Annotated in this window: 14 protein-coding genes; 8 read left to right on the top strand and 6 right to left on the bottom strand. The window is 64.8% G+C overall.

All coding sequences use genetic code 11. The features are described from left to right. From CFP68_RS02975 to CFP68_RS02990, 4 genes are all read right to left on the bottom strand, one after another. Entirely contained in the window at window positions 1–2,880 is a 2,880-nt protein-coding gene (locus tag CFP68_RS02975; protein ID WP_099824400.1) for a monovalent cation/H+ antiporter subunit A, read from the bottom strand. Window positions 2,881–3,116: 236 nt separating this feature from the next. Beyond that, entirely contained in the window at window positions 3,117–4,490 is a 1,374-nt protein-coding gene (locus tag CFP68_RS02980) for an aspartate aminotransferase family protein (RefSeq protein WP_099824402.1), read from the bottom strand. Between the two features lie 50 nt (window positions 4,491–4,540). Next, window positions 4,541–6,025 carry an NAD-dependent succinate-semialdehyde dehydrogenase gene (locus tag CFP68_RS02985; RefSeq protein WP_099825247.1) on the bottom strand — a complete coding sequence of 495 codons (1,485 nt, stop codon included), beginning with the start codon at window positions 6,023–6,025 and terminating at the stop codon, window positions 4,541–4,543. A gap of 131 nt (window positions 6,026–6,156) precedes the next feature. Beyond that, window positions 6,157–6,690 (bottom strand): Lrp/AsnC family transcriptional regulator, encoded by a 534-nt coding sequence (locus CFP68_RS02990; RefSeq protein WP_241523932.1) that lies wholly within the window; start codon window positions 6,688–6,690, stop codon window positions 6,157–6,159. 22 nt (window positions 6,691–6,712) lie between these two features. Here CFP68_RS02990 and ehuR point away from each other — a divergent pair, with 22 nt between their 5' ends. The 8 genes from ehuR (at window position 6,713) to doeB (ending at window position 14,766) form a co-directional block, all read left to right on the top strand. Beyond that, window positions 6,713–8,113, top strand: a complete 1,401-nt coding sequence (gene ehuR / locus CFP68_RS02995; protein ID WP_241523933.1) for a MocR-like ectoine utilization transcription factor EhuR — start codon at window positions 6,713–6,715, stop codon at window positions 8,111–8,113. 144 nt (window positions 8,114–8,257) lie between these two features. Then, entirely contained in the window at window positions 8,258–9,277 is a 1,020-nt protein-coding gene (locus CFP68_RS03000) for a TRAP transporter substrate-binding protein (protein ID WP_099824408.1), read from the top strand. A gap of 65 nt (window positions 9,278–9,342) precedes the next feature. Continuing rightward, window positions 9,343–9,972, top strand: a complete 630-nt coding sequence (locus CFP68_RS03005; protein WP_193825203.1) for a TRAP transporter small permease — start codon at window positions 9,343–9,345, stop codon at window positions 9,970–9,972. 3 nt (window positions 9,973–9,975) lie between these two features. Further along, window positions 9,976–11,262: a TRAP transporter large permease gene (locus tag CFP68_RS03010; protein ID WP_099824410.1), complete on the top strand. Its 1,287-nt coding sequence runs from the start codon at window positions 9,976–9,978 to the stop codon at window positions 11,260–11,262. An 18-nt stretch (window positions 11,263–11,280) separates the two neighbouring features. Further along, entirely contained in the window at window positions 11,281–11,721 is a 441-nt protein-coding gene (locus tag CFP68_RS03015) for a universal stress protein (protein WP_099824412.1), read from the top strand. A 10-nt stretch (window positions 11,722–11,731) separates the two neighbouring features. Beyond that, window positions 11,732–12,529: an aspartate racemase/maleate isomerase family protein gene (locus tag CFP68_RS03020; RefSeq protein ID WP_099824414.1), complete on the top strand. Its 798-nt coding sequence runs from the start codon at window positions 11,732–11,734 to the stop codon at window positions 12,527–12,529. 60 nt (window positions 12,530–12,589) lie between these two features. Beyond that, the gene (gene doeA, locus CFP68_RS03025; protein ID WP_099824416.1) at window positions 12,590–13,774 is read left to right on the top strand and encodes an ectoine hydrolase DoeA; all 1,185 of its coding nucleotides are present in this window, start codon (window positions 12,590–12,592) and stop codon (window positions 13,772–13,774) included. Then, window positions 13,771–14,766 (top strand): N(2)-acetyl-L-2,4-diaminobutanoate deacetylase DoeB, encoded by a 996-nt coding sequence (gene doeB / locus CFP68_RS03030; protein ID WP_099824419.1) that lies wholly within the window; start codon window positions 13,771–13,773, stop codon window positions 14,764–14,766. The genes doeA and doeB overlap by 4 nt, the downstream gene beginning before the upstream one ends. 22 nt (window positions 14,767–14,788) lie before the next feature. Here doeB and CFP68_RS03035 read toward each other — a convergent pair whose 3' ends face one another. Further along, window positions 14,789–15,118 carry a chaperone modulator CbpM gene (locus CFP68_RS03035; RefSeq protein WP_099824423.1) on the bottom strand — a complete coding sequence of 110 codons (330 nt, stop codon included), beginning with the start codon at window positions 15,116–15,118 and terminating at the stop codon, window positions 14,789–14,791. Further along, window positions 15,115–16,062, bottom strand: a complete 948-nt coding sequence (locus CFP68_RS03040; RefSeq protein WP_099824425.1) for a DnaJ C-terminal domain-containing protein — start codon at window positions 16,060–16,062, stop codon at window positions 15,115–15,117. The genes CFP68_RS03035 and CFP68_RS03040 overlap by 4 nt, the downstream gene beginning before the upstream one ends. Window positions 16,063–16,151: the final 89 nt, after the last annotated feature.

Genomic DNA, 16,151 nt, shown 5'->3' on the forward strand with positions numbered 1-16,151 from the left:
TCAGACGTCCCCCCTGGTGAAGACGGCCGAATCCGGCGCTGGTCGAACCCGGGAGGGGTCGATATCCATCGCATGTTCGCTGTCGGGCGTGTGCGCCCGCCGCGCCAGCCGCGAGAAACTCTCCAACGACAGCATCACCGCGCCGACCACGGCCAGGAACACGCCCAAATCGAACATCGCGGCGGTGGCCAGCTCGAACTTCTCGAACGGCGGAATGCGCACATAGGTGAAATCCGATGTCAGGAACGGCTTGCCCACGAACCACGACCCGATCCCGGTCAGCCCGGCGGTCAGAACCCCGGCGCCGATGACGCCGTGATAGGGGTATTTCAGGCGCGCGGATGTCCAGGAAAAACCGCTGGCCATGTATTGCATCACCACCCCGATCGACACGATCAGCCCGGCGATGAACCCGCCCCCCGGTTCGTTGTGACCGCGCAGGAAGATATAGAAACCCACCATCAGCACCAACGGCAGCAGAACCCGCGTCAGCACCACCATCATCATCGGATGGGTGTCGCCGGCCCGGGCCTGGTCGGGCTTGCGGTTCAGAAGCCGGGCGCGCACCGGCCCGTCCAGCAGGGTTTCGGTCAGCGCATAGATCAGCAGTGCCGCAATCCCCAGGACGATGATCTCGCCATAGGTGTCAAAGCCCCGGAAATCGACAAGGATCACGTTGACGACATTGTTTCCACCGCCGCCCTTGTAGGAATTGGCCAGGTGAAACTCGGAAATCGGCGTGCTGACGGCTTCGCGCAACAGGTAGTGATGGGCCAGCGCAAAGGTGGCCAGACCGCCCAGGATGGCAATGCCCGCATCGCGCACCCGGCGCAGAACCGTGCTTTCGATCGGGGTGTGGTTCGGCAGGAAGTTGAGCGCCAGCAGCAGCAGGATGATCGTCACCACCTCGACCGTGAACTGCGTCATGGCCAGATCCGGCGCGCTGAGGAAGACGAACCCGATCGAAACCATCAGGCCGACGATCCCGATCAGGATCAGCGACAGGAACCGATTGCGATGCATCAGGACCAGACCGGCGGTCGCGGCGACCAGCATCGCCCAGCCGCCGATGAAGACCGGCGAGGCGGGCTGGGGCGTACGGGTCGGGAAGCCGATCGATCCCGTGCTCCACGCGTGATAGCCGACCGCGAAGATCGCCACCGATCCGATCGCGGCATAGCGTGTGAACGCACCATCGTGAATCGGCAGGATCAGCTTTCTGGCGAGGCTTGCGGTGGCGTCCGTGATGGCATCGAAGATCGCCTTGGCCTCGGGGCGCGGTGCCGCGTCCCACAGGCGCAGGGCCGGGTTGAACACGGCCATCATGACCAGGCCGCCCACGACGGCGATGATCGACATGAACAGGGCGGGCACCAACCCGTGCCAGATCTTGAAATGCGCGGCGGGAATCTCGGCGGCATCCCCCAGCACCGAGGCCGTGATCAGCTTGACGAAGGGTTCGGCCAGGAACGGCGCGACACCGATCACCACGACCAGCAGCACAAGCGTTGCCGGCGGCATCCACAGACCTGCGGGCGGATCGTGGGGTTTTGCCGGATAATCGTCTCGCACCGGCCCAAGAAACACATGCCAGATCAGCCGGAAGCAATAGGCGGCGGAAAACAGCGCGCCGAACGTGGCCAGCGCCGGAACCAGCCATGGCACATCGAAAAGAACGGTGTGGTTCGCCTCTTCCAGCATCATTTCCTTCGACAGGAACCCGTTCAACAAGGGGATCCCCGCCATCGACAGCGCCGCCAGCGTGGCGATCACGAAGGTCACCGGCATCAAATGACGCAACCCGCCCAGCCGGCGGATGTCGCGGGTGTGGGTTTCGTGATCGATGATCCCGGCCGACATGAACAACGCGGCCTTGAACGTCGCGTGATTGAGGATGTGAAACACCGCCGCCATGGCGCCGAACGCGGTGCCGGTGCCAAGCAGCATCGTGATCAGGCCCAGGTGGCTGACCGTCGAGAACGCCAGAAGCGCCTTGAGGTCATGTTTGAACAGGGCAATCACCGCGCCCAGCACCATGGTCACCAATCCGGCGGTCGTTACGATGACGAACCATTCCGGTGTGCCCGACAGAACCGGCCACATCCGCGCCATCAGGAAGATGCCCGCCTTCACCATGGTGGCCGAATGCAGATAGGCCGACACCGGCGTCGGCGCCGCCATGGCGTGGGGCAGCCAGAAATGGAACGGGAACTGCGCCGATTTCGTAAAGCACCCCAGCAGGATCAGGATCAGCGCCGTCAGATACAGTGGGTCGGCCTGGATCAGATCGCGGTTCTGCAGGATCACGCTCAGGTCATAGCTGCCGACGATCTGGCCCAGGATCAGCATCCCGGCAATCATCGAGAGCCCGCCCATGCCGGTGGTCACAAGCGCCATCCGCGCGCCCTGCCGCCCCTCGGGCAGGTGTTTCCAGAACCCGATCAACAGGAACGACGACAGCGACGTCAGCTCCCAGAATACCAGCAAAAGAAGGATGTTGTCGCTGAGCACGATCCCCACCATGGCGCCCTGGAACAGCAGCAGGTAGGTAAAGAACTCGCCCATGTTGTCGTCGCGGCTGAGGTAGTGGCGCGCGTAGGCGATGATCAGAAGCCCGATCCCCAGGATCAGCAGGGCGAAGAAGAACCCCAGGCTGTCCAGCATCAGTGTGAAATTCAGCCCCAGCGCCGGCATCCAGTCGACCCGCGCCATCACCACATCGCCGGCCAGAACCGTGGGCAGATTGGTCAGCAAGCCGATGAAGGCGGCCAGCGAAACGGTGAACGTGACACCGGCACAGGCGGCGCGCCCGGCCGAGTTCATCAGCCCCGGCAACAGCGCGCCGAGAAAAGGCAGGGCGACAATGATAAGGAGGGACACGGAAACTCCTGGTTGGACCGGGTTTCAAACTGCGCAAAACGCCTTGGATTCGCAAGAGCGTAGCCGCATATCCCCGACTTTCTTTGAAAGTCTTTCGTTATTTTCGATCAAGACGAATCCGGCATCGCGGACAAAAGGTCGCGATTCGCGCCCGCCCCTCCCCGGCACCCGTGAATTGCGGGCGCCGGAGCCGGGTCGCGGCGGGTCTTGGCGCGACGCCGAAGCATGGCCGCGCGTCAGGCGCCCAGGACGACGTTGATCGCATCGACGGTGGCGCCGACGATGGTGTCGGCCTCGTCGCGCGTCAGGCAGAACGGCGGCGCATAGCCGATGATGTCGCCTTGCGGCATCGCGCGGGCAATGACGCCGCGTTTCGCCATTTCGGCCGAGATGGCGGCGCCGATCTTGCGCGACGGATCGAAGAATTGCCGCCCCTGCCGGTTCTCGACCATCTCGACCGCGCACAGCATCCCCTCGCCGCGCACCTCGCCGACATGGGCGTGATCGGCCAGCGCTCCCTGCATCTGGCGGTTCAGATAGGCGCCCACCTCGCGCGCGTTGTCGATCAGGTTCAGATCGTCGATCAGCAGCAGGTTGGCGACCCCGGCGGCGGCGCCGATGGGATGGGCCGAATAGGTCCAGCCGTGGCCAATGGGGCCGTTTTCATCGGTGCCCTGCTCCAGAACCTTCCACATCCGATCGCCCACGATGGACCCCGACAGCGGCGCATAGGCCGACGTCAGCCCCTTGGCGATGGTGATCAGGTCAGGCCGCATCCCGTAATGGTCGGATCCGAACATCGACCCCAGACGCCCGAACCCGGTCACGACCTCGTCCGCGACCAGCAGGATGTCGTGACGGTCCAGCACCTTCTGGATCGCGGGCCAATACCCCGGCGGCGGCGGCACGATGCCCCCCGTGCCCAGCACGGGTTCGCCGATGAAGGCGGCGATGGTGTCGGCGCCCTCGCGTTCGATCAGCGCCTCGAGTTGCGCCACCAGGTGATCGGTGAACTGCTCGGGCGTCATGTCCTCGTCGGTGCGGCGATAGTAATAGGGTGCGTCGGTGTGCACCACCTGGGCCAGCGGCAGGTCGAACTTCTGATGGAACAGATCGAGGCCCGTCAGCGACCCGGTCATCAGGCCCGATCCGTGATACCCGCGCCAGCGGCTGATGATCTTCTTCTTCTCGGGACGGCCCAGGATGTTGTTGTAATACCAGATCAGCTTGACGTTGGTTTCATTCGCATCCGACCCGGACTGGCCGAAATAGACCTTGCTCATGCCTTTCGGCGCGCGGTCGAGGATCATCTTCGACAGGGTGATCGACGCCTCGGTGCCGTGGCCGACATAAGCATGGTAATAGGCCAGCTCGTGCGCCTGCTCGGCGATCGCCTCGGCGATTTCGCTGCGGCCATAGCCCACGTTCACGCAATAAAGCCCGGCGAAGGCGTCGAGCGAGCGGTTGCCGTCGCGATCGGTGATATGGCACCCCTTGGCGGTCTTGATGACCCTTGTCGGGCTGTCGCCGCGGGCGTGGTTCGCCAGGTGGGTCGAGGGGTGAAAGAAACTCTCGCGGTCCCATTGCTCCAGCAGGTCGTTCTTCAGCATCGTCTTACCTTTCGTCTTGCGGGCGGACCCGCCGGTTTTTCGGTTTTCGCTCAGGCCCAGTCGCGGCAGACGTATTTCACGTCGGTGAAGGCTTCCATCCCCAGGCGCGAGCCTTCGCGCCCGATGCCCGATTGTTTCATGCCGCCAAAGGGGATCGGTGCGCCCGTCACCTTGGTGCGGTTAACCGCGACCATGCCGAACTGCAACGCGCGGCTGGCGCGATAGATGCGGCGCGGATCCTGCGTGTGCAGATAGGCGACAAGGCCGTATTCGGTGTCATTGGCCCGCGCGATGGCCTCGGCTTCGGTGTCGAAGGCGGCGATGGCGGCGACGGGGCCGAAGGTTTCCTCGTGCATGATGCGGGCATCGGGCGGCACGTCGGCCAGGACCGTGGGTTGAAAGAACAGCGGCCCGGCGACGTGCCGTTTGCCGCCACACAGAAGGCGCGCACCGCGTGCCACGGCGTCGGCGACCTGTTCTTCCTGCTTGGCGACGGCCGCTTCGTTCATCAGCGGGCCGATGTCGGGGTCGTCCATGCCGGGGCCGACGCTCAGCGCCTTCGTCGCCTCGGCAAAGCGGGTGCAGAACGCGTCGTACACGCCGCGCGCCACAAGGAAGCGGTTGGCCCCCAGGCAATCCTGGCCCGACGTGGCGAATTTCGCCTTGATCGCTTCGGACACCGCGCGCTCCATGTCGGCGTCCTCGAATATCAGGAACGGCGCGTGACCGCCCAGCTCCAGCACCAGCCGCTTGATCGTATCGGCGCCCTGGCGATACAGCAGGCGGCCGATTTCGGTCGAACCGGTGAACGACACGGCCCGCACGCGGGCGTCGTCCATCCAGGCGCCGACCACCTCGGGGGCGTCCCCCGTCACCACGTTGAACACGCCGGCGGGCAGCCCGGCCCGTTCGCCCAGTTCGGCCAGCGCCAGCGCCGAGCATGGCGTTTCGGCCGACGGATGCGCCACCACGGTGCATCCCGCCGCCAAGGCCGCCCCCGCCTTGCGCGTCAGCATCGCCGACGGGAAGTTCCATGGCGTGACCAGGGCGGCGACGCCCACGGGTTCGCGCCAGATCTCGACCTCGGCGTCGGGCAGGTGCGACGTGACGCCCTCGATGTTCGGGCGCCGCGCCTCTTCGGCGTAAAACTCGAGGAACGCCGCGGCATAGTCGATTTCGCCACGGGATTCGGAAATCGGCTTGCCCTGTTCGGTCGTCATGATGCGGGCCAGATCCTCGCGGTGTTCGATCATCAACTCGAACCAGCGGCGCAGGATCGCCGAGCGGTCCTGTGGCAGAAGGCCGGCCCAGGCGGGAAATGCGTCATGGGCGGCATCGACGGCGCGGCGGCTGTCGGCGGCGTTCAGGCGGGCCACGTCCGCCAGCTTGGCGCCGGTGGCGGGATCGGTGACCGCCAGCGTCGCATTCGCGCCGCCCGCGACCCAGGCACCGCCGACATAGGCAAAGCTGCGCGCCAGTTCCGGGCGGCTCAGAACGGGCAGACCATTGGCGGGGGGCGGTGTCGGTTTGGTCATCTCGGGTCTCCTCGGGCGGTCGTTGCATTCGACCGCAGGATACCGGGCGCGCGCCGGAAAATCGCCGGAATGCGCGGAAAACAGCACCGGATCCGGCGCCGATCCGCCCCGCCCGCCGGCGAAACCCGTGGTCAGCCGTCGGTTTCGGGATGCAGGATGGCGAACGGCGGTGGTGCGGATTTGATCGGCTTGGTCACGACATGGGTGAAATAGCGCGACAGCCCGATCCGTTCGGCCAGCACCGTGTCGATCAGGCGCTGATAGCTGTCGATGTCACGGGTGACGACCTGAAGCAGGTAGTCATAGCCGCCGCCCAGCGCCCAGCAGCCGGTGATCTCGTCATACCGCTCGACCGCCGCCTCGAACAGCTGGAACGCCGCCGCCTCGTGGCTGCCCAGTTCGGCCAGGACGAACACCGTGACGTGCGGCGCCAACCTGCGCAGCGCGATGTCGGCGCGATAACCGCGAATCAGCCCCGCGGTTTCAAGCCGCGCAAGCCGGTCGGCACAGGCGCTGGTGCCCAGGTTGACCCGTTCGGCCAGCGCGCTTTTCGAAATCCGGCCCTCGCGGGACAGCACGCGCAGGATCGCGATATCGCGTTGATCGAGTTTGACGATGGCCATGGCGAAGTGATGCGCAGGGCCGCCGGACTTGTCAATTGTCATGATTATGGCAATCATGGCAATCATGACAAGTTGGCCACCGGACCCCGGCACGTTGAAGCGACCCGCCTATCGGTCGCTGGTGAACGCCATCGAGACGGCGATGCAGACCGGAGCCCTGAAACCGGGCGACCGGCTTCCGACGCAGCGCCAGCTGGCGTTCGATCTCAGGCTCAGCGTGCAGACCGTCAGCCGCGCCTACAGCAAGCTGATCGAGGCGGGACGGATCAGCGGCGAGGTGGGGCGCGGCACCTATGTGCGCGGCCCCCGCAACGAGGTTCAGATCCCCTTTGTCACGCGCAAGGTGTCCCATGGCCTTCTGGACATGTCGATCCTGAAGCCCGTGGTGGACCACGGCCAGGAAAACGCCCTTGCCGAAGTTCTGCGGGCAATCGCGCGATCCTTGCCGCGCACCGTGCTGAACGCCAGGCGGCCGGCCATCGGCACCGATGCCACGTCGGAACCGCTCCGCCGGTGGCTGGCGCTGTGCGGGCTGAACCTGGACGATACCGTGGTGATCCCGACCAATGGCAGCACCAGCGCCATGACGGTGGCGCTGATGACGGCGGCGCAGCCCGGCGATCTGGTTCTGAGCGAGGACATCGGCCATCATACCCTGCGCGCGCTGGCCCGTTTCCTGGGGCTGCGGTTGCAGGGCGTGACGGTGAACGACGGCGGCATCTGCCCCGACGCCCTGGAAGCCGCGTGCCGCGCGGAAGGCGTCAAGGCGGTGTGCCTCATGCCCACGGGGCTGAACCCGCTGGCGTTCACCATGACCGACGAACGGCGGGCCGCCATCGTCGCCGTGGCACGCCGCCATGACCTGGCCATCATCGAAAACCACGCCTGGGGCCCCCTGCAGGACGCGGCGCCCCCGCCGATCGCCGCCCTCGCCCCCGAGCGGACGCTGGCCTTTACCGGGCTGTCGAAATGCCTGATGCCGGGGTTGCGAATGGGATACCTGGTGGTGCCCGATCACCTGGGCTCGGCCGCCGCGAACCGGCACCTTGTCACCGACTGGATCGCCAATCCGCTGATGTCGGAAATTGCCGAACGCTGGTTCGACAACGGCACCGCGGAACGCCTGCTGCACCGTCAGCGCCTGGCGCTGGCGGACCGGACCGGCCACGCGGTGCAGGTTCTGGATGGAATCGACATTCGCACCAGTTCGAACGGCCTGCATATCTGGATCGGGTGTCACGATGCCCGCGAGGAACGGGCGGTGGTCGATGCCGTGCGCCACGAAGGCGTCGCCGTCGCACCGGCGGCCAGCTTTTCCATCGGCCCCCATGCGCTTCATACCGGGATCGGCGTCGCCGTAGGTGGTCTGTCATTCCCCGATTTCGCCCGGGGGTTGCGGATTGTCGACCGCGAGATCCGCAGGATCCGCGCCCTGCCCTTCGGGGATCAAAGACGAAGCCCGTGAAAAGGAAGGGTGAAATTGTAATGGTTCAATATTCGCATTGACATGATTGTCGAACCTCCAAATGCTCACACAATCAGGACAATCCACACGCCATGGCCTCCTGACCGTGTGCATTGGATAAATCCAACAGAGAAAGGGTAAATAATGGCCACTTATAAAACCGCACTGGCAGCGAGCGCACTTGCCGCTGTCACGACCGTCGCAGGTGTAAGCGCCGTTCAGGCCGACACGTGGCGGTATGCCTTCGAAGAAGCCATGGACGAGGTCCAGGGCAAGTTCGCACAGAAGTTCAAGGAAGAGGTCGAGGCCAACTCGGACCACGAGATCCAGCTGTTCCCCTATGGCACCCTGGGCGAATCCGCCGACATCATGGAACAGGCCCAGGCCGGCATCCTGCAGTTCGTCGACCAGTCGCCCGGCTTCACCGGCGCGCTGATCCCCGAGGCGCAGGTGTTCTTCGTGCCCTACCTGCTGCCGCAGGACGACGAGGAGCTGTTCGAGTTCTTCCGCACCTCGAAGGCGATCACCGAGATGTTCCCCGAGCTTTATGCCGAACAGGGGTTGGAACTGCTGACGATGTTCCCCGAGGGCGACGTGGCGATCACGACGCGCGAGCCGCTGAAATCGCCCGAGGATTTCAACGAGGTGAAGGTCCGGGTGATGACCAACCCGCTGCTGGTCGAAAGCTACAAGGCGTTCGGCGCCACACCGACGCCGCTGCCCTGGGGTGAGGTTTACGGTGCCCTGCAGACCGGCATCATCCAGGGACAGGAAAATCCGACGTTCTATATCCTGTCGAACAAGCTGTATGAGGTCAGCGACTACATGACCTACATCGGCCACAACAACTTCACGACCGCCGTGATGGCCAACCAGGACTTCTATTCGGGCCTGTCCGAGGAAGACCAGGCGATGATCGAAGATGCCATCGACGTGGCGTTCGAATACATCCTCGATTACCAGCGGGGCCAGACGGAAGAGGCGATCAAGGGCATCAAGGAAGCCAAGCCCGGCTATACCGTCACCACGCTGTCCGAGGAAGAGCGCCAGCCGTTCAAGGATGCCGCCGCGCAGGTCGAGGCCGCGTTCATCGAGATGACCGGCGAAAGCGGCGAGAAACTGCTGGAGCAGTTCAAGGCCGATCTGGACGCCGTCAAGAAGTGACGCCCTGACGCAAGCCCCCCGCCATCCGGGGGGCTTGTCGTTGAAACCATCTCGGGAGGACGCCGGTGACGAACGACAACCACGGCTCGCAACTGCAATCGCAGACCGACACCACCGGCACGGACGACGCGCCTCTCGAAGCCTATGAATCCAGCCTGCCGGGCTTTCTCGGCACGCTGGACACCTGGATCAGCAAGGTCGAATCCGCCATGCTGGCCCTGGGCGTTCTGCTGATGGCGGCCAACACCAGTGCCAATGTCATCGGCCGGTTCGTCTTCCAGAGTTCGCTGTTCTTCTCGGAAGAGTTGAACCGGGTTCTCATCATCCTCATCACCTTTGCCGGGATTTCCTATGCCGCGCGCCATGGGCGGCATATCCGAATGTCGGCCATCTTCGACGCCTTGCCCAGTCGTATGCGCAAGGTGCTGATGATCGTGATCTCGCTGGTGACGGCCATCTTCATGCTGGGGCTGGCGTGGTATTCGCTGCAATACATCCTGACGCAGGCCGGGCGCGGCCGCGTTCTTCCGTCGTTGCAAATACCGGTCTGGCTGACGCTGGTCTGGGTGCCGGTCGGCTTCTTCATGACCGGGGTTCAGTATCTTCTGACCGCCATCAAGAACATGATCGAAAGGGACATCTACCTGTCGACCAATGTTCTTGAAGGGTATGACGACAACGAGACAGAGGTCTGAACCATGGCAATCACGATTTTCTCCATCATGATCGTCCTTCTGCTTCTGGGCTTTCCGATGATGATCCCGCTGATTGTCGGCGCCTTCGTCGGCTTCTATTCCCTGTTCGGCGGCTTTGGTCAGCTTGAAACCATGGTGCAGCAGATGATGGCGGGCATCCGGCCCGCGTCGCTGATCGCCGTGCCGATGTTCATCTTTGCCGCCGACATCATGACCCGCGGCCAATCGGCCGGGCGGTTGATCGACATGGTGATGGCGTTTGTCGGCCACCTAAAGGGCGGGCTGGCGGTGTCGACCGCGACGGCCTGCACCATGTTCGGCGCGGTGTCGGGGTCGACCCAGGCCACGGTGGTGGCGATCGGATCGCCCCTGCGGCCACGGATGCTGAAGGCCGGCTACAAGGACAGTTTCGTTCTGGCGCTGATCGTCAATTCATCCGACATCGCGTTCCTGATTCCGCCCTCGATCGGAATGATCATCTATGGCGTCGTGTCCAACACGTCGATCGCCGAACTGTTCATCGCCGGCATCGGGCCCGGCCTTCTGATCCTGTTTCTGTTCTCGGTCTATTCGGTGATCTATGCCATCCGCCACGATGTGCCGACCGAGGAAAAGACCACCTGGGGCGCGCGCATAAAGGCCGTGCAACAGGCCCTGTGGCCGCTGGGATTTCCGGCGATCATCATCGGCGGCATCTATGGGGGCATCTTTTCTCCCACCGAAGCCGCGGCAGCCTGTGTGCTTTATGCCATCTTCCTGGAACTGATCGTCTTCCGCTCGCTCGATCTGCGGGGGTTGTATGAAACGGCCAAGTCCACGGGGCTGATCACCGCGGTCGTGTTCATCCTTGTCGCGGCCGGCGCCGCGTTCTCGTGGGTGATCTCGTTCGCGCAGATTCCGCAGGCGATCCTCAGCGGGATCGGCATCGACCAGATGGGTCAGATCGGGGTGCTGTTCGTCATTTCCATCGCCTTCTTCATCGGCTGCATGTTCGTCGATCCCATCGTCGTGATCCTCGTGCTGGTGCCGATCTTCACACCGGTGGTCAATTCCGTCGGGCTTGATCCAGTTCTGGTCGGCACGGTCATCACGCTTCAGGTTGCCATCGGGTCGGCGACGCCGCCGTTCGGCTGCGATATCTTCACGGCCATCGCGGTGTTCAAACGGCCCTATATCGAGGTCATCCGCGGCACGCCGCCGTTCATCGTGATGCTGCTGGGCGTTTCCGTGTCGCTGATCTTCTTCCCGCAGATCGCCCTGTTCCTGCGCGACCTCGCGTTCGCCAAATAACCGCAAAGAGAGTCTGGCATGTTCACCCATATCCTTGCGCCCTATGACGGATCGAAAAACGCGGATCGCGCGCTGGAAAAAGCGGCGCAGCTTGCGAAGCTGACCGATGCCAGCATCAGCCTGCTGACCGTGTTCCGGCACCATTCCATGCTGGAAGCCTCGCTTTCGATGGTGCGGGTCAACGATCCCGGGCGCATCGACGACGCCATGCGCGAACATGCCTCGGGGATCGTCGCCCATGGCAAGCAATTGTTGATCGACGCCGGCGTGGCAAACGTGCGCGGGTTCGTCCGCTCGGGCCGGCCGGCCCGCGAAATCAACCAGTTCGCCATAAAGCACGGGGTCGACCTGATCATCCTGGGCAGCCGCGGTCTTGGCGCGTCGGGCGACGGTTATCTGCTGGGCAGCGTGTCGCACAAGGTGACGGGCCTGTCCAAATGCCCCGTCCTTGTCGTCTAGCAGGCCCGGCATGGCCACCCCGCCCAAGCCCCGGGTCTTTGACAGCCGCCTGCGGTCGCACGCCGAAGGCCCGGCGCGGATCGGCGCCATCCTGTTGTCCACCGATCAGGTGTTCGAAGGCGATGCCGCGCGCCTGATCGACCGCGACCGGGCCGTCCTGCACGTCGCGCGGATCGCGTTCGAAAATCCCACCACGCCCGAAAGGCTGCGCGCCATGGCCCCCGACCTGGCGCGCACGGCGGGCCTGCTGGTGCCGGGTGCCACCTTGTCGGCGGTGGCCTTTGCCTGCACGTCGGCGTCGGTCAGCATCGGCAACGGCCCCGTCGCCGATGCGGTTCACCAAGGGCTGCCCGGCGTTCCCGTCATCACGCCGTCCTTTGCCGCGCTGGCCGGGCTTGCGGCGCTTGGCGCGCGGCGGGTCGCGATGCTGACCCCCTATCTGCCGGAAACCACCGAACCGATGGCCGAATACCTGTCGGACTGCGGGCTGGATATCGTGGAAAACGCGTGTTTCGCCCTTGAGGACGATCGCGACATGGCCCGCGTCGACGACGACAGCATGATCGAAACCGCCTGTGCCCTGGACACGCCCGAGGTCGAGGCGGTGTTCCTGTCGTGCACCGCCATGCGCGGCGTCGATGTGATCGAGCGGATCGAGACGCGGCTGGACAAACCCGTGGTCACCTCGAACCAGGCGTTGTGCTGGGCGCTGGACCGGATGGCCGGCCTGAACGGGCGCCCCCGCGGGTTCGGACGACTTTGGGATTGCGCGATGCCGGCGGCATTTGCCAAAGGTATCGGAGCGTAACGGACGGCATCATCGCCCTGTCCGACGACATGCAACATCAACCGCGACAGGAGGCAGGGCATGACAACCTTCGAGGCGAATTTCACCCGGTCCGAATACCGGCGTCGTATCGCAAAGACCCGCAAGGCGATGGCCGACAGGGGGCTGGATGCGATCGTGGTCTGCGACCCGTCGAACATCTCGTGGCTTTCGGGCTATGATGGCTGGTCGTTCTACGTCTATCAGGCGGTGATCCTGACCCATGACGGCGATCCGGTCTGGTGGGGGCGCGCCATGGATACCCTGGGCGCACGGCGCACGGTGTTCATGGAGGATGACGATTGCATCCGCGGCTATGACGACACATTCGTGCAGAACCCCGAAAAGCACCCGATGACCGACCTGGCACGGCTGCTTGCCGAACTGGGGTTGGAAAAGGCGCGGATCGGCGTCGAGATGGACAATTACTATTACGCCGCCGCCGCCCATGCGACCCTGGTGCGCAGCCTGCCCGATGCCAGCTTTCCCGACGCGACCGCATTGGTGAACTGGCAGCGGGCGGTCAAGTCCGAACGCGAGATCGAATACATGCAACGGGCCGCGCGGATCGTCGAGGTCATGCACGAGCATATCGTCGCCACGGCGGAACCGGGAATGCGCAAGAACGACCTGGTGGCCGAGATCTATGCCGCGGGGATTCGCGGCGCCGACGGATACTGGGGCGATTACCCGGCCATCGTGCCCATGGCGCCCTCGGGTCTGGATGCGACGGCGCCCCATCTGACATGGGACGACCGGCCGATGGAAACCGGCGAGTCGACGTTCTTTGAGATCGCCGGCGCCCATCGCCGCTATCAATGCCCACAGTCGCGCACCCTGTTCCTGGGCGAGGTGCCGCAAAAATACCGTGACGCGGAATCCGCCGTGCTGGATGCGATCGACGCCGGGCTGGAACAGGCCCGCCCCGGCAACCGCGCCGAGGACATCGCCAACGCCTTCAACGCCACGCTGAACAAGGCGGGGTTCGAAAAGGACAGCCGCTGTGGCTATGCCATCGGCATCAGCTATCCACCCGACTGGGGCGAACGCACGATTTCCTTCCGGCGCGGCGACATGACCGTTCTGGAAGAGGGCATGACATTCCATTTCATGCCTGCGCTCTGGCTGGACGACGGTGGCCTGGAAATTACCGAACCGATCCGCATCACCGAAACCGGGCATGAATGCTTCTGCAACACGCCCCGCCAATTGTTCGTCAAATCATGACCACCAGCCCGATCACCCCGACCATTCCGCTGGACGCGCAGGGCGCGTTCCACGGCTTCCTGCGCCTGCCCCACAGCCGCGACGACAGCGCCTGGGGCGCGGTGATGGTGCCGATCAGCGTGATCGCGGGCGGCGACGGGCCGACCGCGTTGCTGACCGCCGGCAACCACGGTGACGAATACGAAGGCCCCATCGCGTTGCAGGAACTGGCGGCGACGCTGGACCCTGCAACCGTCAATGGCCGGATCATCATCCTGCCGATGATGAACCTGCCCGCGTTCAGTGCCGGACGGCGCTGTTCGCCCATCGACGGCGGCAACATGAACCGCAGCTTTCCGGGCCGTCCCGACGGCACCGTGACCCAGAAGATCGCGCATTACATCGCCACCGAACTGGTGCCGCTGTCCGATATCGTGCTGGATTATCATTCGGGCGGGCGCACGCTGGATTTCCTGCCGTTCGCCGCCGCTCATATCCTGCCCGACAAGCGTCAGGAGGCGGCGTGCATGGCGGCAATGACGGCCTTCAACGCGCCCTATTCCATGAAGATGCTCGAGATCGACAACGTCGGGATGTTCGACACCGAAGTCGAAAGCCAGGGCAAGGTGTTCGTCACCACCGAACTGGGCGGCGGCGGCACGTCCACGGCGGCCAGCGTCGCAGTGGCGCGCAAGGGCGCGCGCAACCTGCTGATCCACGCCGGCATCCTGAACGGCACCTGCGAAACCGCGCCGTCGGTCACGCTCGACATGCCCGACGGGCGCTGTTTCGTGTTCAGCGAACATGCCGGATTGCTGGAACCGCTGGTCGATCTGGGCGCGTCGGTCGAGGCCGGGCAACCGATTGCGCGGCTGTGGCCGGCCGACCGCAGCGGCGCCGCACCACGCCAGCTTGCGGCGGGCCTGTCGGGTATTCTGACCGCGCGCCATTTTCCCGGCCTTGTCGGAATGGGCGATTGCGTCGCCGTGGTGGCGGTGCCCGTCACAGCGTGATCCGGGCGGCACCGCGGCCGGTTCAGGCCTTCTTCAGCGCCGTGAGAATTTCGGTGCGCAGACTTTCGGGCAGGGTGTCGATGGCATGGGCCATCGCGGCCAGGTCTTGCCGCGCCGCGTGCAACTGATCGAGCAGGGACAGCACCGTGCCAAGGGCTGTCTCGTCGAACTCGAGATCCAGCGACAGATCGCACAGCAACTCGAGGCGCGCGATGTCGACGCGGCGAAAGACGTATCCGTGGGCTGCGCGCTCGGGCTTCACGAACTCGCCCTCGACGAACCGGACCAGGCGGCTTCGGGTCAGACGCGTGACAGTGGCAATGACTTCGTCTTCAGACAACAGCTCGCTCATGTCATGGCCCCTTTCATCAGATCGGCCCGGGGATCGACCCCGTGGGTCTTGCGCCATTCCGTCAGGAAATCACGCAGCGCCGCGTCGGGTTCGGGCGGTGCGACAATCTTCAGTTCGACCATCTGATCGCCCTTGGCCTTCTGCCCCTTGCGCGCCACCCCGCGCCCGCGCAACCGCAGGATCCGCCCCGAGCTTGCGCCCGCCGGAATGGTCAGGCCGACCGGCCCGTCGATGGTGGGGGCTGTCACCTTGCCGCCCAGGACGGCTTCGTCGATGGTGATGGGCAGGGTCACGAGGATATCGTCGCCCTCGCGGCTGAACACGGGGTGCGGGCGCACCATGACGGTGATCAGGGCATCGCCGGCCGGGCCGCCGCCGAAACCGGCGCCCCCCTTGCCGCGCAGCCGCAAGGTCTGGCCGTCTTCGGTGCCCTGCGGAATCTTCACGGCAAGGGCATTGCCATCGGGCAGGGTGATGCGCGTTTCCGACCCGCGCACGGCGTCCAGGAACGGCACCTCGAGGGAATAGCGCGCATCGGGCCCGGCAGCTGAAAAGCCGCCGCCGCCAAAACCGCCACCCCCGGCGGTGCGGCCCCGGTTACGCAGGATCTCGGCGAAGATGTCGGCCGGGTCGGCGTCCTGTCCAAAGCCGTGGCCCTGCTGATAGCCATGGTTCGGCCCGCCTGCGAAATCGCGGTAATATTGCCGCTGGGGCCGTTCGGTGCCCGAGGCGTCGATTTCGCCGGCATCGAAACGTGCGCGGGTTTCGGGATCCTTCAGCAGGTCATAGGCGGCCGAAATCGCCTTGAACCGGGCTTCGGCACCCGCATCGTCGGGGTGCAGATCGGGGTGACTGGTGCGCACCAGCCGGCGATAGGCTTTCTTGATGTCTGCCGCAGTCGCGTCCTTGCTCAGACCGAGGGCGGCATAGGGATCGTCGGACATTCAGGCTCCTTGTGGTCGGCCTTGGGCGCGCGCGCACCGGCGGGCGCCGCCTTTGGCGGCATTCTGCGGCGCGGCGCCGATCCCTGTCA

It is taken from the genome of Oceaniglobus indicus (assembly GCF_002751875.1).
Taxonomy (GTDB): Bacteria; Pseudomonadota; Alphaproteobacteria; order Rhodobacterales; family Rhodobacteraceae; genus Oceaniglobus; species Oceaniglobus indicus.